23 protein-coding genes are annotated in these 21,143 nt (G+C 43.4%); 11 read left to right on the top strand and 12 right to left on the bottom strand.

What is annotated here, in order from left to right:
- Positions 1–148: 148 nt before the first annotated feature.
- Positions 149–1,675 carry a YifB family Mg chelatase-like AAA ATPase gene (locus tag C9J41_RS18115; RefSeq protein ID WP_107208074.1) on the top strand — a complete coding sequence of 509 codons (1,527 nt, stop codon included), beginning with the start codon at positions 149–151 and terminating at the stop codon, positions 1,673–1,675.
- A gap of 65 nt (positions 1,676–1,740) precedes the next feature.
- Here C9J41_RS18115 and C9J41_RS18110 read toward each other — a convergent pair whose 3' ends face one another.
- The 4 genes from C9J41_RS18110 to C9J41_RS18095 all read right to left on the bottom strand — a co-directional run bounded on the left by C9J41_RS18110 (position 1,741) and on the right by C9J41_RS18095 (position 4,344).
- Positions 1,741–2,343 carry a thiol:disulfide interchange protein DsbA/DsbL gene (locus tag C9J41_RS18110; RefSeq protein ID WP_107208073.1) on the bottom strand — a complete coding sequence of 201 codons (603 nt, stop codon included), beginning with the start codon at positions 2,341–2,343 and terminating at the stop codon, positions 1,741–1,743.
- A 74-nt stretch (positions 2,344–2,417) separates the two neighbouring features.
- Complete coding sequence (locus C9J41_RS18105) at positions 2,418–3,404, bottom strand: serine/threonine protein kinase (RefSeq protein WP_107208072.1); 987 nt, start codon at positions 3,402–3,404, stop codon at positions 2,418–2,420.
- A 298-nt stretch (positions 3,405–3,702) separates the two neighbouring features.
- Positions 3,703–3,969 carry a YihD family protein gene (locus C9J41_RS18100; RefSeq protein WP_005372361.1) on the bottom strand — a complete coding sequence of 89 codons (267 nt, stop codon included), beginning with the start codon at positions 3,967–3,969 and terminating at the stop codon, positions 3,703–3,705.
- 174 nt (positions 3,970–4,143) lie between these two features.
- The gene (locus C9J41_RS18095; RefSeq protein WP_107208071.1) at positions 4,144–4,344 is read right to left on the bottom strand and encodes a hypothetical protein; all 201 of its coding nucleotides are present in this window, start codon (positions 4,342–4,344) and stop codon (positions 4,144–4,146) included.
- Between the two features lie 346 nt (positions 4,345–4,690).
- Between C9J41_RS18095 and C9J41_RS18090 the strand changes: the two genes are divergently transcribed.
- Both C9J41_RS18090 and C9J41_RS18085 read left to right on the top strand, forming a co-directional pair.
- Positions 4,691–5,371, top strand: coding sequence for a FadR/GntR family transcriptional regulator (locus C9J41_RS18090; protein ID WP_107208070.1), 681 nt, complete (start codon positions 4,691–4,693; stop codon positions 5,369–5,371).
- A 174-nt stretch (positions 5,372–5,545) separates the two neighbouring features.
- Entirely contained in the window at positions 5,546–6,205 is a 660-nt protein-coding gene (locus tag C9J41_RS18085) for a hemolysin III family protein (RefSeq protein WP_107208069.1), read from the top strand.
- A gap of 63 nt (positions 6,206–6,268) precedes the next feature.
- Here C9J41_RS18085 and C9J41_RS18080 read toward each other — a convergent pair whose 3' ends face one another.
- The 5 genes from C9J41_RS18080 to def all read right to left on the bottom strand — a co-directional run bounded on the left by C9J41_RS18080 (position 6,269) and on the right by def (position 12,057).
- Positions 6,269–7,714, bottom strand: coding sequence for a TrkH family potassium uptake protein (locus tag C9J41_RS18080; protein WP_107208068.1), 1,446 nt, complete (start codon positions 7,712–7,714; stop codon positions 6,269–6,271).
- Positions 7,715–7,720: 6 nt separating this feature from the next.
- Positions 7,721–9,097, bottom strand: coding sequence for a Trk system potassium transporter TrkA (gene trkA / locus C9J41_RS18075; RefSeq protein WP_107208067.1), 1,377 nt, complete (start codon positions 9,095–9,097; stop codon positions 7,721–7,723).
- A gap of 120 nt (positions 9,098–9,217) precedes the next feature.
- Positions 9,218–10,498: a 16S rRNA (cytosine(967)-C(5))-methyltransferase RsmB gene (rsmB, locus tag C9J41_RS18070; protein WP_107294879.1), complete on the bottom strand. Its 1,281-nt coding sequence runs from the start codon at positions 10,496–10,498 to the stop codon at positions 9,218–9,220.
- A gap of 88 nt (positions 10,499–10,586) precedes the next feature.
- Positions 10,587–11,531, bottom strand: coding sequence for a methionyl-tRNA formyltransferase (fmt, locus tag C9J41_RS18065; protein WP_107247629.1), 945 nt, complete (start codon positions 11,529–11,531; stop codon positions 10,587–10,589).
- Positions 11,532–11,547: 16 nt separating this feature from the next.
- Complete coding sequence (gene def / locus C9J41_RS18060) at positions 11,548–12,057, bottom strand: peptide deformylase (protein WP_045084609.1); 510 nt, start codon at positions 12,055–12,057, stop codon at positions 11,548–11,550.
- Between the two features lie 357 nt (positions 12,058–12,414).
- Between def and C9J41_RS18055 the strand changes: the two genes are divergently transcribed.
- From C9J41_RS18055 to C9J41_RS18040, 4 genes are all read left to right on the top strand, one after another.
- Positions 12,415–13,476, top strand: a complete 1,062-nt coding sequence (locus C9J41_RS18055; RefSeq protein WP_107247630.1) for a LysM peptidoglycan-binding domain-containing protein — start codon at positions 12,415–12,417, stop codon at positions 13,474–13,476.
- Between the two features lie 6 nt (positions 13,477–13,482).
- The gene (gene dprA / locus C9J41_RS18050) at positions 13,483–14,580 is read left to right on the top strand and encodes a DNA-processing protein DprA (RefSeq protein ID WP_107287972.1); all 1,098 of its coding nucleotides are present in this window, start codon (positions 13,483–13,485) and stop codon (positions 14,578–14,580) included.
- Between the two features lie 2 nt (positions 14,581–14,582).
- Positions 14,583–15,056, top strand: coding sequence for a DUF494 family protein (locus C9J41_RS18045; protein WP_005372379.1), 474 nt, complete (start codon positions 14,583–14,585; stop codon positions 15,054–15,056).
- A 92-nt stretch (positions 15,057–15,148) separates the two neighbouring features.
- Positions 15,149–15,724, top strand: a complete 576-nt coding sequence (locus C9J41_RS18040; protein WP_107287971.1) for a topoisomerase DNA-binding C4 zinc finger domain-containing protein — start codon at positions 15,149–15,151, stop codon at positions 15,722–15,724.
- A gap of 43 nt (positions 15,725–15,767) precedes the next feature.
- On the opposite strand, the gene C9J41_RS18035 is transcribed toward C9J41_RS18040, so the two are convergent.
- Both C9J41_RS18035 and purE read right to left on the bottom strand, forming a co-directional pair.
- On the bottom strand, positions 15,768–16,886 hold the full coding sequence (locus C9J41_RS18035; RefSeq protein ID WP_107294878.1) for a 5-(carboxyamino)imidazole ribonucleotide synthase: 1,119 nt from the start codon (positions 16,884–16,886) through the stop codon (positions 15,768–15,770).
- The gene (purE, locus tag C9J41_RS18030) at positions 16,886–17,374 is read right to left on the bottom strand and encodes a 5-(carboxyamino)imidazole ribonucleotide mutase (protein WP_005372382.1); all 489 of its coding nucleotides are present in this window, start codon (positions 17,372–17,374) and stop codon (positions 16,886–16,888) included. The genes C9J41_RS18035 and purE overlap by 1 nt, the downstream gene beginning before the upstream one ends.
- A 194-nt stretch (positions 17,375–17,568) precedes the next feature.
- Here purE and C9J41_RS18025 point away from each other — a divergent pair, with 194 nt between their 5' ends.
- The 4 genes from C9J41_RS18025 to C9J41_RS18010 all read left to right on the top strand — a co-directional run bounded on the left by C9J41_RS18025 (position 17,569) and on the right by C9J41_RS18010 (position 20,201).
- Entirely contained in the window at positions 17,569–18,126 is a 558-nt protein-coding gene (locus C9J41_RS18025) for an L-threonylcarbamoyladenylate synthase (RefSeq protein ID WP_107208059.1), read from the top strand.
- Between the two features lie 12 nt (positions 18,127–18,138).
- The gene (hemF, locus tag C9J41_RS18020) at positions 18,139–19,047 is read left to right on the top strand and encodes an oxygen-dependent coproporphyrinogen oxidase (protein WP_107208058.1); all 909 of its coding nucleotides are present in this window, start codon (positions 18,139–18,141) and stop codon (positions 19,045–19,047) included.
- Between the two features lie 63 nt (positions 19,048–19,110).
- Entirely contained in the window at positions 19,111–19,932 is an 822-nt protein-coding gene (aroE, locus tag C9J41_RS18015) for a shikimate dehydrogenase (RefSeq protein WP_107208057.1), read from the top strand.
- Positions 19,933–19,937: 5 nt separating this feature from the next.
- A complete protein-coding gene (locus C9J41_RS18010) occupies positions 19,938–20,201 on the top strand; it encodes a DUF1488 domain-containing protein (RefSeq protein WP_107247637.1) in 264 nt (87 codons plus the stop codon).
- Between the two features lie 53 nt (positions 20,202–20,254).
- Here the strand turns inward: C9J41_RS18010 and C9J41_RS18005 are convergent, their stop codons facing one another.
- Complete coding sequence (locus C9J41_RS18005) at positions 20,255–20,803, bottom strand: gamma carbonic anhydrase family protein (protein ID WP_107208055.1); 549 nt, start codon at positions 20,801–20,803, stop codon at positions 20,255–20,257.
- Between the last annotated feature and the right edge of the window lie 340 nt (positions 20,804–21,143).

Below are 21,143 nucleotides of genomic sequence, written 5' to 3'. Positions count from 1 at the left end.
TATGTTAGTGGTAACACAGACATCTATCGCATGACAAGCAAAAACTGTGGTTTTTTTAGCAAACGAGCTGCATTTACAGGCATCTTATGAAACTAAAAATAAATATTTCATTAACGAATGTTTTTTTATCTCAGTGAGGTGATGGTTCATGACGCTTGCGATTGTTCATAGTCGAGCTTGTGTGGGAGTGCAGGCTCCACCTGTAACGGTAGAAGTCCACTTAAGTAATGGGTTGCCAAGTTTTACATTAGTAGGGCTACCTGAAACTACGGTAAAAGAGGCTAAAGATCGGGTTCGAAGTGCAATTATTAATGCGAATTTTGAGTTCCCATCACGACGTATCACAGTCAACTTAGCCCCTGCTGATTTGCCTAAAGAAGGAGGGCGATTTGATTTACCTATAGCGTTAGGTATTTTAGCGGCATCAGGTCAGATCCCAACAGATAAATTATCAGAGCATGAGTTTATCGGTGAATTAGCATTATCAGGAGAGTTACGACCTGTAAAGGGGGCACTGCCTGCTGCTTTAGCTGCATTAAAGGCGAAGCGTTGCTTTGTGGTGCCTGACAGTAATGGCGATCAAGTGGCTCTCGTCGGTAAAGAGGTTCATAAATCAGCATCCAATCTATTAGCCGTTTGTGGCTATTTATGCGGTCAACAACAATTAGCATTAAATTTTAGTGAGCAGCTTAAAGAAACAGCGGCTCCTTTAGAGCGAGATATGCAAGATATTATCGGGCAGCAACAAGGGAAACGTGCGCTAGAAATAGCCGCCGCAGGCGGTCATAATGTTTTGTTCCTCGGTCCTCCGGGGACGGGAAAAACTATGTTGGCATCAAGGTTATGTGATTTACTGCCGCCGATGAGTCATGAGGAAGCGTTAGAAACCGCGGCCGTCACCTCGCTCACACCACAATCCTTACACCAAGGAAATTGGTTAAAAAGGCCTTTTCGTACGCCACACCATTCGAGCTCTATGGCGGCATTAGTGGGCGGTGGTTCGGTACCTAAACCGGGAGAAATATCGTTGGCGCACAATGGGCTTTTATTTTTAGACGAGATGCCTGAATTTGAACGTAAAGTTTTAGATTCTTTACGCGAGCCATTAGAGTCAGGTCATATTGTGATTTCTCGTGCGACCAGTAAAACAACGTTTCCTGCGCGATTTCAATTGATCGGTGCGCTGAACCCAAGCCCTTCTGGGTATTATGACGGTAACCAAACACGTACCAACCCACAGGCGATATTACGTTATTTAAGTCGGTTGAGTGGCCCATTACTTGATAGGTTTGATATGTCGATTGAGATCCCTGCTCTACCCCGAGGAACGTTAACTAAAGGGGGAGATCGAGGTGATTCAACAGTAACGATTAAAGCGCGGGTCGATCATGCTCGTCAGCTAATGTTGACTCGCAGTGGTAAGGTGAATGCGCTGTTATCGACGCGAGAGTTAGAGCAGTATTGCCCACTTCAGCAAGCTGATGCGGCATTTTTAGAAAATGCGCTTCATCAGTTAGGTTTATCGGTACGAGCTTATCATCGAATCATTAAAGTGGCGCGTACGATAGCGGATTTGGCGGGAGAGCCTGATATCTCTCGAGGGCACTTAGCGGAAGCGTTAGGCTATCGCGCAATGGATAGGCTGCTTAAGCAGATTAATAGCCAAGTTATATAACAAAAAGTGTCGTTATTTGGATAATAAAAAAGGGCATTACAGCCCTTTTTTATTTTTAGATGATATTACTTTTTCAGTAAGTAGTTTACTAACTCAAAGTATTCGTTCGCTGATTTGATTTTACCTGTTTGTACAAGGTACTTGTTGTTAACCACAACAGCAGGCACACCGGTTAAGCCTGCATCTTCAAAGGCTTTATCAGAACGGCTTACCATTGAATTTACTGCAAAGCTATTATATGCACCATCAAATTCAGCCGCAGGAACTCCCTCATCAATGAAGATTTGACGCACTTCTTCTTCATTACGTGGTGGCTTGTTCATGGTGTGGATACGGTTAAAGAACACCGGTACCATTTTATCTTGAACACCTAATACCACAGAAGTCGCGAAGGCTTTACTCATTACTTTACCCATTGGGCCGCCCATGAATGAAACATGCCTTTTTTGGAACTTTACATTTTCAGGCAATTTAGTTTTTAGCTGTTTGATCATAGGTTCAAACTGATAGCAATGCGGGCAGTATAAAGAGAAGTACTCAGTCACAATGGGGGTTTCAGATTTTGGTAGATCGAGAACTTTGTAGTAATCACCTTCAGTAAATTTTGCGGCGTGCACTGAAAATGATAGTAACGCTGCACTAGCTAGCGTGAGTAACTTCTTGAACATTGATATAACTCCCTGATTATCCTTATCACGGTTATAAATATAACCTGAATTTTTATGTTAATACGTTTTTGTGTTTACCACTGTGGCATGAGTTGTAATGGTGCATCATGCAGCGAGGCAATTTGTTCTTTGAATGCAAGAACTTGCCCTTCCCAGTATTTTGCATCAGCAAACCAAGGGAATGCACGGGGAAATGCAGGATCTTGCCATCGTTTTGCTAACCATGCCATATAATGCACCATTCTAAGACCGCGTAAAGGCTCGATTAGTTGCAATTGACGTTGATCAAAATCTGCAAATTCACCATAAGCTTCAAGTAACGTATCCAGTTGGGCTAGTTGATCGGCGCGCTCACCGTTTAATAGCATCCATAAATCTTGGACAGCAGGACCATTACGAGCATCATCAAGATCGACAAACATTGGGCCATCACGCCATAAAATATTACCTGGGTGACAGTCACCATGAAGACGAATCGCTTGCCAATCAGACGACCAATGCTGTTCAAGGTTTTTAATCAGTAGATCAAGATCGGCAAAAAAAACATTCTTAAGATGATCGGGTATAAACTGACTGTGCTCTAATAATTTTCGAGGCTGATAGACGTATTCATCCAGACCCATGGTTGGACGGTGTTGAAAAGGCTGGCGTTGCCCCACGAGATGAATGCGACCTAAATAGCGACCGACCCATTCTAATTGGTCAAAATTATCGACTTCAAATTGTCGACCGCCGACACTTGGAAATAAAGCAAAACGATGACCATTAAAGGTATGTAGTGTTTTCCCATTGATATTTAGAGGTGCGGCAACAGGAATTTCATTGTCAGCCAATTCTTGTGTAAATTGGTGCTCTTCTTCAATTTGCTCATCACTCCAACGTTCTGAGCGATAGAACTTGGTGACATAACGTGCGCCATCTTCAGCTTTAAACTGGTAGACCCGATTTTCATAACTATTGAGAGCCAGTAATCCTGATTCTGCACGAACATCAATGCTATCTAAGGCATCAAGTAGCAAATCAGGTGTGAGATTCGAAAAACAAAAATCGTTTTTTTCCATGAAACAGCCTTAAAGATGGAAATTAAGGCTGCAGTTTACCTTAATCTTGAGATAACGAGAATTCAGGGGTAGATCTCTCCCGCCCTAGCGAACATGTGTTGTCATTAGTTTAGCGAAGACGTCGAATAAATCGAGTGTCGGCGCTGAGTGTTAACCATTAATATGTATCACGCTTTGTTAATAACATAATTGTAACGCAAGGCGATGGTTCAGCCTAAAATCAGTGCTTAAACTGGTGGTTTGGGCACAAAAAAGCCAGTGAATATTCACTGGCTTTTAACGTTAAATAATAGTGAGATTATTTAATAATACCGCGAGCGCGTAAGATAGCGGTTTTGAAATCATCTTCACAATCTTTTGCAAGCCCAGGGATCATGGCGTCTTTATCACTGTTACGCATCTTCAAATGATAAATCAGTACATCATCAGTGAGTGACTCTAATGGGCCGTTATACTTTGCTTCTTCAGCCAGTTTTAATAAAAACTCCACTAAATTTAGATCAGGATCTTTTTGCCATTCAGGATGAAGCAGTTCGATGAGCTCATTGACGCGATGCGTTTTCATAGTGACTCCGTAGTTGAGGCTGAGTGATCGTTATTACGAGCAAATTGTCATAGTTTTAATAGGGGTAAATTATAACAAAGCACACGGGGTTACAATCTGTTGTGCGGTGCTGTAATGACAAAACGAAGTAAAAAAAGCAGCCGAAGCTGCTTTATCTCAATCGTTTTATTATCATTACGCGATATTTTGCTTGGCGATTAATGACTGTATTTGAGTCTCTAACTCATCACGCTTTAGTTTTATATCGTTATTCGTCAATGAAATCTCAACAACGGCTGTCTGTTTCGTTTTAAAATGTGGAGCATGAGCCGTTGCACGAAGGCGTGAAGGGCTACGAGGGGTACTTACATACCTGACGGGAGATGCTGGTCGCATAAATCACCTGTTGTCAGGCTCATCCATGGCCGGAAGTTAGCAAGCTGATCGCTGAAGGGAAAATTCCCTACTGGGTTTACCCCATCCATCAGTATATCGCTTGGTTGTTAATTAGTTTGCGCTGAGAATAACAATAGCAATTTTAAAAGTCGAGTAAAAAGTAGCCGCTAAAATGCTAAGATTGAAGCATTAAGATGGTTGATTAAGCATGCCGTAAAAAAAGAATAGTAAAAGTGCTTTCGCTTGGCGTATTCAGATCCGTTTATGTTGTAATACGATGTGTGTATTACACTGCACATATTTTATGGAATAACCATATTATAAAAGAAGCCTTTGGAGAGGATGTATGGAGCAAGAGCAGCAACGCATTGTTGCCAACCGAAATTTATCTTATCGATTAGCTGAGTCTATAGGCCGCCGTATTTTGGCGGGAGAAACAGCGCCTGGTGATATTTTACCGGGTGAAGTCGAATTAGGTGACATGTATGGTGTAAGCCGTACAGCTGTTCGTGAGGCAATCAAAATGTTGGCTGCCAAAGGAATGGTGTTGCCTCGGCCACGTATTGGTACACGCGTGATGCCGAAAAAGAATTGGAACTATCTTGATCAAGATTTACTGGCTTGGTTAGATTTTGATGCCGATTCTGAATTATTAGAGGAATATCAACAAGCGCGTTTAATGTTAGAGCCAGAAGCGGCAGCATTAGCAGCTATTCATGCAACAGATGAGGAGCGTAAAGAGCTACAAAAGCTGTTGGCTGAAATGCATGAAATGGGCGATAACTTCGATCAAGAACATTGGATTGAAGTCGACACACGTTTCCATCAACTGATTTATTTTTCCTCTGGAAATCATTTTATTAGTCCGTTTGGTAACTTGTTTAAAGCGGTATTTGAAAACTACTTCCGTGTTGTTACGCGTGAACGTATTTTAAAACTTGATGCTCACCAACAAATCGTTGATGGCATTATTGCTCGCGATCCAGATGCTGCTCGACAAGCCACCTTATCACTACTACAAAAATAATAACTAACGGAGTATCGCTTATTTATCACGAGCGCTCCGTTTTTATTACGTATATTTTTATCTCATTATTATAAATATCACGAATCCTGACTTGCTTATTTTCAGCTTACAAGTGTAAGCTGAGTGGTGTGGTTATAGTAGAATAATGTCATGTTAGCGTGAGGTGGTTGAGTGATGAACAAATCGGTGGCAACTGAACAAGGGTATTCTGTTGCAGAGGAAGTAGCGAACAGTATAAGCCATGGGATCGGGCTATTATTTGGCTTGCTTGGGTTGTATTTATTACTTGAGAAAGCATTCTCTGTTAATGCTGACACGTTAAGTCTTATCAGCTATACCGTGTATGCGGTGAGCATGATATTGCTCTATTTAGCCTCTACCCTCTACCATTCGGTTTCATCACCTAAAGCGAAACGTGCGTTAAAAACGTTCGATCATTGTGCGATTTATCTTCTTATTGCTGGTACTTATACGCCTTTTTTATTGATTTCTCTGCGGACGCCATTAGCCATTGGTTTGATGAGCGTGATTTGGGGACTGGCGATTATCGGTATTATTGCCAAAATTGCATTTGTTTATCGATTTGAGAAATTATCACTGATCACTTATTTAACCATGGGTTGGTTATCGCTAATTATGATTTATCAATTAGCACTTATTTTATCGACGGGTGGTTTAGTGTTACTTGCTTTAGGCGGTGTGATTTATTCACTTGGGGTGATTTTCTACGTCAATAAACGTATCCCGTATAACCATGCAATTTGGCATTTATTTGTATTAGGTGGTTCTATTTGCCACTTTTGTGCGATTTATTTCTACGTCAAACCTGTGTAGTTCATCGCGTTGAAATGGATAAAAAAGGGAGCGCAATGCGCTCCCTTTTTGTTTTTAGTGCTATTAATCTCGCCAAAATGCAGGTGAAAATACGACTAACACAGTCAAAATTTCTAAACGTCCCATCAACATACCTAAGCTTAAGGTCCATTTTGATAAATCAGGCAAACTCGCGAAGTTACCCGTTGGACCGATAATACTCCCCATCCCCGGCCCCACATTAGCAACAGCGGTGACAGCACCTGTAATGCTGGTGATGGGATCAAGCCCTTGTAGACCTAATATCGCAGCAATGAAGATAATGGTCATGATAAAGGTCAATACTAATGCAACAACCGAGCGCACAATATCGTCAGTGACCGGTCTATCATTATAGCGTTGGACAAATAGCGCCGATGGGTGGATAGATTGCATAATTTGCTTACGTAGTAAGGCAAACGCGATCTGGAATCGAAAGATTTTTATTCCGCCACTGGTCGACCCTGAGCAAGCGCCTACCAATAAAGTGAAGGCGAAAATAATACTTGGCAATGGTCCCCATGCGGTGAAATCACCTAAACCAAAACCTGTTGTTGTCACAACAGATATGATGTTGAAAAATGATAATCGCAGCGAATCCATCAACGAATAATCTTTATTGAAGAACAAGCATGCAGCCACAATTAAACTGGCAACGGTCACAAACAAGGCATAGCCTTTTACTTGAGCATCACCAAATAAGGTTTTTGGATGGCGTTTTTTCAAGGCTTGGACAAACAGCAAAAATGGCAAGCCGCCAGCAAACATGAAGACTGTGGCAACCCATTGTGCACTGTGCGAGAAGTGATTCATGGAGCCATCAGAAGTGGAATAACCGCCCGTCGAAATGGTTGTGAAAGCATGGTTAATGGCATCAAATGTATTCATCCCTGCAAACATAAACGAGATAATGCAAAGCAGAGTTAACGTGAGATAAACATTAACGATATTCTTTGCAACGCTCTTGGTTCGAGGTGAGCTTTTATCTGACCAATCTGATGATTCGGTTTGGAATAAACGCATACCACCGACGTTCAGCATCGGGAGGATCGCTACTGCCATCACGATAAAGCCAACCCCACCGAGCCATTGCAGTGTTGATCGCCACAGCAAAATACTGGGTGCCATATCATCTAAACCACTTAAAACGGTAGAGCCCGTTGTGGTGATCCCTGACATAGTTTCAAAGTAAGCATCGGTAAAACTAATGTGATTAATAAATACAAAAGGTAAGGCCGCAAAAGCACTGGCGACAGTCCAAACTAAGGTGGTGATCAAGAACATGTCTCGCACGCTAAGCTTAAACTCTGGGGTTTTACCTAAAGTTAAAAATAAAAAGGCAACAGAATGGGTGATCAGCACCGCAGTGGCGAAATCAATAAACCCTTCGGTACCGGTAAAAAAGGCGACTAATGTCGGCACGTACATGAACAGGGCTAGCTTAGACAGCACTAACCCTAGTACAAACAGTATGGGACGATAATTAACCATGATCAGTTACAAGAAGAAAGGACTAGGTTGGAAGAGACGTTCAACATCTGGGATGTACTTCTTATCAACAAGGAACATCACCACGTGATCGTTTTGCTCGATGACGGTACGGTCATGGGCGATTAATACTTCTTCTCCACGGACAACAGCACCAATGGTGGTACCCGGTGGTAATTTAATATCGCTGATTGCACGACCAACCACTTTAGAGGTACTGGAATCACCATGAGCGATTGCCTCAATGGCTTCTGCAGCGCCGCGACGCAATGATGATACATTAACGATATCGGCTTTTCGCACGTGGGTTAATAGCGCTGAAATCGTCGCTTGTTGCGGTGAAATCGCAATATCAATGGTACCGCCTTGCACCAAATCAACGTAAGCACCACGCTGGATAAGCACCATCACTTTCTTTGCGCCCATACGCTTAGCAAGCATGGCTGACATGATATTGGCTTCATCATCGTTAGTAACCGCAATAAAGACATCGATCTGCTCGATATGCTCTTCGCTGAGCAATTCCTGATCTGAGGCATCACCACAAAATACGATGGTATTTTGTAGCATTTCAGACAAGTTCTCAGCACGCTCTTGATTACGTTCAATCAGTTTGATGCTGTAGCTTTGCTCTAAACGACGAGCTAAACCAGCACCAACGTTACCACCACCAACAATCATCAAACGCTTATAAGGCTTCTCTAGGCGCTGAAGTTCACTCATTACGGAACGAATATGGTTACTTGCGGCGACAAAGAAGACTTCATCATCAGCTTCAATGATCGTGGTACCTTGTGGACGAATCGGTTTACCTTGACGGAAAATCGCCGCTACGCGGGTATCGATGTGTGGCATGTGTTCACGCAATGCAGATAATGCATTACCAACTAGCGGACCGCCATAGTAGGCTTTTACCGCAACAAGGCCGACTTTATCTTCTGCAAAGCTAACAACCTGTAATGCGCCTGGGTATTCAATCAGTTTTTCAATGTAATCGGTCACCAATTCTTCTGGTGCGATTAAGTGATCAACAGGAACCGCATCAGATTGAAACAGTTGTTCTTTCTCTCGTAAGTATTCAGGTGAACGAATACGAGCAACACGGTTAGGCGTATTGAAAAGAGAGAACGCAATTTGACATGCGATCATGTTAGTTTCATCGGAGTTCGTAACAGATACCAACATATCAGCATCTTGTGCCCCTGCTTCTCGTAACGTGCGAGGGTGACTGGCAAAGCCTTGTACAACTCGAAGGTCGTATTTGTCTTGCAGTTCACGCAGACGCTCGGGATCCTTATCAACGATAGTGATATCGTTATTCTCACCAACCAAGTTTTCAGCAAGGGTGCCGCCAACTTGTCCGGCACCGAGAATAATAATTTTCATAGTCTATGCCTGATGTAAATGCCTGTAGAGATCAGCTGTAAGTACAACGTTCTGATCGGCGTTATAAAATATGAAAAAGCGGAATCTTGAGAGCAAGTTCCGCTTTTATTTAAACAATGATTACTCTGCTTTTGTTAGTACAGCGTAGTAAAAACCATCCATCGACTCTTCACCTGGCAGAATTTGACGACCAGGTTTCGCTGGATCGCTGCCAATTAATGTCGCATCTGACGTTCGTGCTAAAAACGCTTTTACCTGATCGCAGTTTTCTTGTGGCGTAATAGAGCATGTCGCGTAAACCAACGTACCGCCCGGTTTTAATTGCAGCCACATTGCGTCAAAGATCTCTGCTTGAAGTGTTGCCAGTGCCGCAATATCTTCGCCACGACGTAGCCACTTAATATCAGGGTGACGACGAATAACCCCCGTCGCTGAACATGGCGCATCTAGCAAAATACGATCAAATTTGTCACCTTGCCACCATTGTTCTGGGTAACGGGCATCAGCGCATAATACGGTTGCATCAAGGTTCAAACGTGCCAAGTTTTCGTGTACACGTTTAAGGCGATTTTCATCACAGTCAATCGCAACCACTTTGGTTGATGGTACATGCTCCATGATGTGGGCTGTTTTACCACCAGGAGCTGCGCAGCAATCAAGAATTAACTCACCCGCTTTAGGCTGTAAATAATCCACCGCTAACTGAGCAGCAGCGTCTTGTACCGAGACCCAGCCATCACTAAAGCCAGGAAGCTGAGTGACATCGCATGGCGAAACTAAACGTAGAGCATCTGCAGCCTGTGGGTGTAACTCGGTTGCAATGTCCTCGGCATCTAATAAAGCGCGGTAGGCATCGCGAGTATTGTGTTGGCGATTAACACGTAGCCACATCGGTGCTTTGGTGTTATTCGCTTCACAGATATCAGCAAATTGCTCGGGATAGCTTTCTTTTAATAACTTTAATAGCCAGCTTGGATGACCATATTTACCCGCATCATGGCTGATAGCTTGCGTATCTAAGGTTTCTTGTTGACGCTGATAATTACGTAAAATAGCGTTAATAAGCCCGCGAAGTTGTGGCTTTTTAAGTGTTTTCGTTGCATTTACTGTTTCAGCTACTGCGGCATGTGCTGGAATTCGCATGTACCCGAGTTGATATAAGCCCACTAAAATTAAGTGGTGGAATACGCGTTGCTTACCTTTTAACGGCTTATCCATTAACGCTTGAGTAATAGATTCTAAGCGAGGAAGCCAGCGAAGTACGCCATAGCAGATCTCTTGCAATAAAGCGTGGTCACGCTCTCTGATATCTTGTTGCGCAGCAGGAAGCGCGGCGGTTAATGACTGCCCTTGATCGACGACCTGATAAATAACTTTGGCCGCTGTGGCTCTTACATTCATAGCTGTTTCCTGAACTCGCCGTTAGTGCTGGCGATAACAATGTGGAACTTAAAAAGAAAAGCCAGTGACTACACACTGGCCTTGATATTTATAGCTGAGCGCCAGATTCAAACCATTCTCGACGAGAATTAAGCAAATCTGCTGCTGTCATCGCTTTCTTACCTGGCGGTTGCAGCGATAATAAGCGCAATGCGCCATTACCTGTCGCAACTAAGATACCTTGCTTATCAGCAGATAAAATTGTACCCGGTGCTTTACCTTGATTGTCAGCTTCAACAGCCGCTTGCCAAACTTTGATGTTTTGCTCTGCAACGGTGAAGTAACTCATTGGCCACGGGTTAAACGCACGAACGCAGCGCTCAATCGCAGCGGCATCCATTGTCCAATCAATTAACGCTTCTTCTTTGCTCAGCTTCTTGGCGTAGTTTGCTTGCTCATCGTCCTGCTTAACGGCTACGGCTGTGCCATTAGCAATATCAGATAAGCAATCAATTAAGGCATCAGGGCCAAGATCGGCTAATTTTTCGTACATGGTAGCGCTAGTATCTGATGCTTCAATTGGCAAGGTTGCCACTTTTAGCATATCACCCGTATCAAGGCCGATATCCATCTGCATGATAGTTACGCCAGTTTCTGTATCTCCCGCCCAAATAGAGCGTTGGATCGGCGCTGCACCACGCCAACGTGGAAGAATAGAACCGTGTACATTAATACAACCTAAACGTGGCGTATCTAATACTGCTTGCGGTAATAATAAGCCGTATGCCACCACAACCATGATATCTGCGTCAATGGCAGCTAATTCTTGTTGTGCTTCTTCATTGCGTAATGAAGCCGGTTGATAAACCGGAATATCATGTTCAAGCGCGATATTTTTAACTGGGCTTGCCGTTAGTTTTTTACCACGACCCGCTGGGCGATCAGGTTGAGTGTAAACAGCAACAACTTGGTGCTGTGAAGACAACAACGCCGCCAAATGACGGGCGGCGAAGTCAGGAGTACCTGCAAAAACGATGCGTAATGGTTTGCTCAAGGTAACCTCTAAATAATTAGTTTTTTGCGTTATGGCGTTTAATTTTTTCTAGTTTCTGTTTAATGCGCTGACGTTTTAAAGGTGATAAATAGTCAACAAATAGCTTGCCAGCTAAGTGATCTAATTCATGTTGTACACAAATCGCCAATAAGCCATCAGCTTTGAAGCTGTATTCTTTACCGTCACGATCCAGCGCAGTAACACTTACGCCTGCTGCGCGTGGTACAAAACCTCGCGCGGTAGGAACCGATAAACAGCCTTCTTCGATACCATCTTCACCGTGCTCTTCAGTAATTTCAGGGTTCACTAGTACCATAGGTTGGTTACGTTCTTCTGATACGTCAATCACTACAATACGTTGGTGAATATCAACTTGGGTTGCCGCAAGACCAATGCCTTCTTCGTCGTACATGGTCTCCAACATATCATCGATAATTGTTTGGATTTCAGGTGTTATCGCTTCGACTGGTTTAGCTACAGTACGTAGGCGTTCATCAGGAAAGGTTAGAACGTGTAATACAGACATAAGGACTCGAATTCGTTAACGGAAACTAAAAAATAAAACGCTGTTGGTCTAATTCTAGTCATTTTAAAGATCAAATAACAGTACCGAATTTTTTGTCATAGGTGAAAGACAAAGAATGAAAAAGCGTCCGTCAGTATTTTATTGGCAAAGTGATTAGTGTTAGCCGTAAGCAAACTTGACGCTATTGAGTTGCAACAGTTATCTATAAATAGTGACGTGAACCGAAAAGCGCTTTTTGCTCATCGTTAAACAGTCGACATATCAATAGGCTAATGCCAGTCTGAGACGATAAACGTATTTTATTTGTTGTAAGGCGGAGCCTTACGATTCGGTTGTGTTATCCAAGGAAGCGATCTCATGAAGCAATTGGGCATTATTCTTAGCTTTATGCTTTTTATCCCCTCTCTGTTTGCTGCGCCATCTCCATTACTTAAAAAAGATATACCAGAAGTCTACATCGTTAAGAAAGGTGATACGTTGTGGGATATTTCTGGGGTGTTTCTCGAAAATCCATGGTCATGGCCACAATTGTGGGAAAAGAATAGCTACATTAAAAACCCACACCTTATTTACCCAGGTGATCGCCTCCATCTTATCTGGGTTAATGGGCAGCCAAAACTGAGTTTGAAAAAGCATGTAAAACTGTCGCCAAAAGCGCGAGTTATTCGTGATCCTATTACGACCCTACCGGGATACTTAATGTTGGAGTACGTGGCTGAAAATAAATTAATCAGTCAAGAATCAGCCAAAACACAACCGCAAGTGTTAGGCTCAAGCGATGAACGTGGTTACTTGTCTGTCGGTGATATTGTATGGGCAGATCAGCCTTTGGCACCGACAACACAATGGCGTGTTTACCGTATTGAAGAAACGTTTACACGTAATGATTCAGCAACGGAGACAAGCCCTGAAGTTGATGTAAAGGTCATGACATTAAAGGAGATTGCTGATTTAACCGTCACTGCAGCCGATGATAAAACCAGTCAATTACGGGTTGATACCTACCGTCAGGAAATCAGTCAAAACGATATTTTATTACCATTATTAGTGAGCGGAGAGCCTAACTTATCGTTTTCACCCTCAACACCGCCAGAGTCAATGACTGCCAATGTGATTGGGCAACTTGAAGGGCGTAGCTACATCTCTAGCTTCGATGTTGTGGTATTAGATCGTGGGCATTTAGATGGTGTGGAATCAGGCTTTGTATTTGATTTATACAAACAAGGCGCCAAAGTTCAAGGTAAAAAAGGCAGTTACCATTACAAAGATAACCCATTAGCAGGCTCTACCCAGTTGGGGGAAGTCTCAGTGGGTAAATTAATGGTGCTTCGTCCTTATGAGCACTTTAGTTTAGCTGTGGTGATGCAAAGCTTAGAACCATTCAAGCCGGGTGTTATTGCTGTTCCACCAACGCGTTAAGATCTCATGAGTGAATCACTCTACCCATGGTTAGTATTAGCGATGACACCGTATTTAGGTGGTCATCGCATTAATAAACTTTTGCGTCATGTTTCGGCGCAACAATGTGTTGGCTCTTCATTTGATCAGTTGTGTCAGCTAGGTTTGACTCACCAACAAGCCACAGCGATTACTTCCCCCAACCAACAGCGTATCGATCAAGCGTTGCGTTGGCAGCAACATCCGGATCAACATATTTTGACTCTAGATTCTCCTGCTTACCCTTATTTACTGAAACAAATATCATCTCCACCGCCACTGTTATTTGTCCGTGGTGAGGTCGCTTATTTAGCTCAACCACAAGTGGCGATTATTGGTAGTCGCGCCGCTTCCATTGATGGTAGAGAGGCGGCATTTAATTTCGGGTATGCACTAGGGCAAGCGGAGTATGTGGTTACCAGCGGACTTGCTTTAGGAATTGATGGACAAGCTCATCTGGGGGCATTGAAGTCCGGCGGCGCTACCGTTGCGGTGTTAGGCTCTGGTTTAGATCAGATTTATCCTGCTCGCCATCGTCAGTTAGCGAATGAGATTGTAGAGCAAGGTGCATTGGTTTCAGAGTTTTGGCCTGATGAAAAACCTCGTCCACAAAACTTTCCGCGTCGCAATCGAGTGATCAGTGGATTGTCGACAGGCGTATTGGTAGTTGAAGCGGCAGAAAAAAGCGGCTCATTGATTACTGCGCGTTATGCGTTAGAGCAAGGACGAGAAGTGTTTGCCCTTCCAGGCTCTATCTATAATGCGCAAAGTCGAGGCTGTAATGCATTGATAAAATCTGGTGCTAAACTGGTAGAAAGCCCCGCAGATATCTTTAATGAAGTCGGAACCTTAACTGAGTGCGCAATAAATAACCAAATAGGCTTGCCTTTTCCACAACCTGAAAATGAAGAATTGCCATTTCCAGCTCTGTTGGCTAACGTAGGCACCGAAGCAACACCCGTAGATGTAGTTGCTGAACGCTGTGAACAGCCTGTCCATGAAGTATTAACCCAACTTTTAGAGTTGGAATTACTGGGCCTGGTCAGTGCAGTACCTGGTGGTTATGTCAGAACGAGGAGGAGCTAGTCATGATGGACATTCTTATGTACCTGTTTGAAACTTACATCCAAAGTGATGCTGAGTTGATGTTTGATCAAGATGAACTTTCCGAAGAGTTAATTCGTGCTGGGTTCCATCAAGATGATATTTATAAAGCGCTTAATTGGTTGGAACAACTCGCAGCGTTACAAGAAACTGAACATACTCCTTATGTAAATAATTGCGCAGCAACATCAATGCGTGTGTATACCGAGCAAGAGATGATCCGTATGGATGTCACTTGTCGCGGTTTCTTGATGTATCTTGAGCAAATCCATGTGCTAAATGCCGATACCCGTGAAATGGTGATTGATCGGATCATGGAGCTCGATACCAATGAATTTTCATTAGATGATTTGAAGTGGATTATCTTAATGGTGCTGTTTAATGCCCCCGGTAATGAAACAGCGTATAGCCAGATGGAAGAGTTGCTATACGGTGCGGAAGACGGCGCAGTGCATTAAAATTAGCGGGCCTTAAAGTGGCCCGTTATTGTATCTATGCTATTTGTCGCGATAGCGTGTAAAACGCGATATTCCTTTTTAAGCGAGCAGTAATGACAACCAATAACCCACCTTTATTCTCTGCCCATGAGCAGGCGCTATCACATACACCGTGCCCACAATGTGGTGGCGAATTAGTGATGCGATTTGGTAAGCGTGGTCCTTTTCTTGGTTGCGATCATTATCCGAGTTGTGACTATATTCAGCGATTAAATCACAACGATGGACATGTAGTGAAAGAGCTCGATATGCCTTGTCCTGAATGTGAGAGCCCATTGGTATTACGCCAAGGTCGTTATGGGATGTTTATTGGGTGTTCAGCATACCCTGCTTGTCACTATTTAGCCTCAACGGAAAAAAAAGCAGAGAATACCTATGTTGGATGTCCTGAATGTCATAAAGGCCATTTAACTGAGCGTAAATCCCGTTATGGCAAAGTGTTTTACGCCTGTGATCAGTATCCAAGCTGTCGCTTTGCTGTGAATAACAAACCCGTTGTCGGTACGTGCCAACAATGTGGCTTTGGTTTGCTAATTGAAAAGAAATTAGCCAGTGGTGTGAAACTGCAATGTGCAGATAGAAAGTGCCATGCTTATCAAGATCCTGATAGTGTTGATAAAACAGCATAAAAAAAGCCTGCTCAGACGCAGGCTTTTTAAATTGGAGTAAATATTAACGCGGCAGTGCGGGGAAATCCTTCTCATCCAGCAAGCTTGATAACATGATCAAACGATACTGCAATTGCTCTGGTGTATCAGCACACACGTTAATGTGCCCCATTTTACGCCCTGCTCGTTTTTCTTTACCGTACCAGTGTACATGGCAACCTTCTTGGGCATAAACCACATCAGGAATGCTATCTAAACCTAAGATATTGATCATCGCACTTGGACGAATGAGTTGAGTACTACCAAGAGGAAAATCACATACCGCGCGTAAGTGGTTTTCAAACTGACATGTTTCTGCACCTTGCTGTGTCCAGTGGCCTGAGTTATGAACCCGTGGTGCGATTTCGTTTACCAGTAGTTCGCCATCGAGATCGAAAAACTCGATAGCTAACACGCCGACATAATCAAGGCTATTAGCGACGGCACGGAACATGTTATCGGCTTGCGCTTGCAGTGGTGAGTCACCCACAATCGCAGTTGATAAACTTAGTACGCCATCAGTATGGATATTCTCAGTTAAGTTAAATACCTGAATATCACCACTGCGATTACGGGCACCAATCAATGATACTTCGCGTTGAAAAGGAATAAATTGCTCAGCAACAATAGCCTGATTAGGAGAATCAGCAATACATTGCGCCATTTCAGGCCAAATATCATCAATCTGTGCGCTTTCTTTTAAGCGCCACTGCCCTTTACCGTCGTAGCCACCTAATGCACTTTTTAACACCAGCGGTAACCCGATTTTTTCAATTGCAGTAAGAAGATCTGCACGTTCAGTGATTTCATGGTATTTAGCATTGCGCACGCCAGCATTATCTAATAACGCTTTTTCTAGACGACGATCGCCACCGGCTTTGATTGCTTCTGGCGTTGGGAAGAACTTCTCGCTGGCAGCACAAATATCTAAAATATCGTGAGGAATATGTTCAAACTCGGCAGTGATCGCATCAACGTCATTAATCGCTTCAACGAGCGAGTTCGACATTGCTTGTTGGGTAAGAGGATGAACCACTTTATCACTCTCTACATCATAAGCGATCACATTGATGTTAAGAGGAGCGCCAGCCAGTGCCATCATACGGGCAAGTTGGCCAGCACCAAGGACTAGCACATTATTCATTATGCATCCTCTGCTGGATTTGGGTTGCTTAATACCGTTTCTGTTTGCTCTTTGCGGAAAGCATCAATAGCGGCCAGTACTTGCTCATCTTGAGTGCCGATAATTTGTGCGGCTAAGAGACCTGCATTGGCAGCCCCTGCATCACCAATTGCTAAGGTACCAACAGCAATACCTTTGGGCATTTGAACGATAGAAAGCAATGAATCCATTCCTTTTAATGCACGTGATTGCACTGGTACGCCTAATACAGGCACGCTAGTGAAAGCCGCTGTCATCCCCGGTAAGTGAGCTGCACCGCCAGCACCTGCGATGATCACTTTAATGCCACGCTCTTGTGCACTTTCAGCGTATTCGGCTAGTAAATGTGGCGTGCGGTGAGCCGAAACGACCTTTGTCTCATAAGGAACATTGAAACGATCAAGCATCTCAGCCGCATGTTGCATGGTTGGCCAATCAGATTTTGAACCCATGATAATTCCAACTTTCATCTCATTCTCCTTCAGGTCATAACTTAACATCGTGTTGATGGCTGCATTATACGGTGATTTAGCTCAAAGGAAAACGTTTGCGTCATGAATATTGACTGTCTTATAACCGAGCATGGAGTTGTGACTAAGGAGTAGGTAGAATGAAATTGAGAAAGTAAAACAACAATATTTGCTGAACAAATAATGAGGATACTGTGGAGAATTTTGCTCAAGTCGTCGCAGCTTTAAAGCAAGGTGAAGTGATCGGGTACCCAACCGAAGCGGTGTTTGGTGTCGGCTGTGATCCGGATAATCAAGAAGCGGTTGAAAAACTATTAGCGATCAAACAACGCCCAGTGGAAAAGGGCTTAATTTTGATCGCGGCGAATTACGATCAGCTGCTGTCATATATTGATGAAAACCAATTGACCGAACAACAAAAGCAAACCGTGATGGCAACATGGCCAGGGCCTGTGACTTGGGTAATGCCGACTAAGCCTAATGTTCCCTCGTTTTTAACGGGGCAATTTACTACGATTGCGGTACGTGTGAGTGATCATCCACTCGTGCAACGCTTATGCTTGGAGTTTGGTAAACCTATCACCTCAACCAGCGCAAACTTAACAGGCCAAGAGCCAGGTCGAACAGCGCAAGAGGTTGAACAACAGTTAGGGCATTGTTTAGCTGCAATCTTGCAAGGGGAAACAGGCGGACGCACCAATCCTTCCGAGATACGTGATGCGCTTAATGGCAATATCTTCCGTCAAGGGTAAGGGATAAAGAGTATGGATAGCCAAGTAGATAAAAGTGCAGTTAAAGCCTTTTTGTTGGATTTACAAGATCGTATTTGCCAAGCATTAGAGCAACAAGAAACAACCGTCGCGTTTGAACAAGACCAATGGCAGCGTGAAGAAGGTGGCGGTGGTCGTAGTCGTGTATTACGTGATGGCGAAATCTTCGAGCAAGCAGGTGTGAATTTTTCTCATGTTTATGGTGCTGAAATGCCAGCTTCTGCAACAGCACATCGGCCAGAATTAGCCGGTCGTCGTTTTGAAGCGATGGGCGTGTCATTGGTTATTCACCCTCGCAACCCTTATGTGCCAACCTCTCATGCCAATGTTCGCTTCTTTATCGCAGAAAAAGATGGTGAAGCTCCGGTTTGGTGGTTTGGTGGTGGCTTTGATCTTACCCCGTTCTATCCTTTCGAAGAAGATTGCCAACACTGGCATGATACAGCTAAACAGTTGTGTGCGCCGTTTGGTGATGATGTTTATCAACAGCACAAAGCATGGTGTGATAAATACTTCTTCTTACCGCACCGTAATGAAACCCGCGGTATAGGCGGTCTATTCTTTGATGATCTCAATCAATGGGGATTTGATAAGAGTTTTGCTTATATGCAAGCGGTAGGTAATGGCTTTATCAATGCCTACATGCCGATAGTACAACAGCGTTATTATCTACCCTATGGTGAACGTGAACGGGAGTTTCAGTTATACCGTCGTGGACGTTATGTCGAATTTAATTTGGTTTATGATCGTGGCACTTTGTTTGGTTTACAGAGTGGCGGAAGAACGGAATCTATTTTAATGTCGATGCCACCATTAGCACGTTGGGAGTACTGCTATGAACCAGAGCCCAATTCAGCAGAAGCGCGACTGTATCAAGATTATTTAAAACCACGAGAGTGGTAATCAATTATTGAGCTCAGATCACGGAGTGATAGAGCCTTCTTAATATAAAGAGAGAATTCGTATATGGATAAGTACGTCGTATTTGGTAATCCGATCGGACAAAGTAAATCTCCGTTCATTCATACCTTATTTGCCCGTCAAACGAGCCAACAGATGACATATACCAGTCAACTTGTTGCCATTGATGGTTTTGTGCAAGCGGCAGATATGTTTTTTAATGATGGTGGTAAAGGTTGTAACATTACTGTGCCATTTAAAGAGCAAGCTTATCAATATGCGACCAAGCTAACTGAACGTGCTCGCTTGGCTGGTGCCGTAAATACACTTAAGAAATTGGATGACGGCGGTGTATTGGGTGATAACACTGATGGTGAAGGCCTTGTTCAAGATCTGATAAATCAACAGGTCGAATTAAAAGATCAACGCATCTTATTGTTAGGTGCCGGTGGTGCTGCTCGTGGTGTGCTTTTACCATTATTAGCACAGCAACCTAAACAATTGGTTATAGCCAACCGCACAGTAAGCAAAGCAAAACAATTGGCAGAGCTGTTTTCTTCTTACGGTAATGTTATTGCACTAGAGCACGCCGAACTCGAAAACCAAACCTTTGATGTGATCATCAACTCAACGTCAGCCAGCCTATCTGGAGATGTGCCAGCGATATCTCCAACGGTGATTGGTACGAATACCACGTGCTATGACATGGTGTATGGCTCAGCAATAACCTCTTTTAATGGTTGGGCGAAAGAGCATGGCGCAGTAAAGGTGTTAGATGGGTTAGGAATGCTCGTTGGACAAGCTGCTGAAAGCTTTATGTTATGGCGCGGGCTTCGTCCGGGAGCTAAACAAGTACAACGTGAGTTGCGCCGAACTTTACAAGAGTAAAAGTAATGAACCAAGATATTCTATTTTCAGATATTCAATCATGGGATGCTGTTCGCCAAGCCGTTAACTTCCCTGCTCAGCAAGGCGGCGCACTGATCATCTGTTGGGTAACCTTAAACTGGCTACAACAGCACAGTGGTAAAGCCTTAAATAACGAAGCTGATATCCTCGCTGAGTTTTCTTCATTGCGTTTTGATCTTGAAGAGTTGGCTGAAGAAATGATTGAAGATGAATGTTTTGACGATAATGGTGATGTCGTTATTGGCTAAGTCACTCAAATAATTATCGAGAAGCCTTATCGTTAGATAAGGCTTCTTTTTATTTACAGCGGAAGTTCTTCGCAAAGGTACTCATTTTTGAGTCGCACATAGTTATCTGCTGATTGTGATAAAAAGGTTTTCTCTTTGTCCGTTAAAGGGCGGGCTTGTTTGGCGGGACTGCCAACATAAAGAAAACCAGATGCTAGGCGTTTATTGGGTGGAACCAAACTGCCTGCGCCAATGATGACATCATCTTCGATAATAGCCCCATCTAAAATAATTGCGCCCATCCCCACTAAAACACGATGACCTATTTGGCAACCATGTAACATCGCTTTATGTCCCACCGTTACATCATCACCAATAATCAGCGGAAAGCCATCAGGGTGATCATCACTGACACGGCTAACGTGTAGCACGCTACCATCTTGAATATTCGTACGTTTACCGATAGTGATGTAGTTCACATCGCCACGCGCAGCGACTAAAGGCCAAATACTACTGTCATCATCACAGCGAATATCCCCCACTAAAACACAAGATGGATCAACATAGACATTATTTTCCAGTGTTGGATGAATATTTTTATAGCTACGTAATGAGGAAGTCATAGTAATACCTGTATAGGGGACGGATTTTTAACCAAGAGTAACTAAATAGACGCGTGAATTGTAGTCAATCAATAGCACTCTGAGTATTATTTGTTCGAGTGATTAAATATGTCAGAATTATTTCACTTTAGCCCTTGCTAATGTGATCGAACTCTCTATACTACGACCCCACTGAGACAGACAACGGCGCAAGCGGTTACCGAGTTCAGTATTGTTCTTTAACAATTTGACCATGCAATCTGTGTGGGCACTCGTTGAAAAGTTAAGTCGAAAGATTTATCAATGATACTAGTGACCAATACAAATAACTTCGGTTATTTGGCACAGTCAATTCAAATAT

It is taken from the genome of Photobacterium sp. GB-50 (assembly GCF_003026755.1).
In the GTDB taxonomy this organism is placed as follows: domain Bacteria; phylum Pseudomonadota; class Gammaproteobacteria; order Enterobacterales; family Vibrionaceae; genus Photobacterium.
The sequence above is the reverse complement of the archived record's forward strand: the minus strand, read 5'-3'. Positions and strand labels throughout refer to the sequence as shown.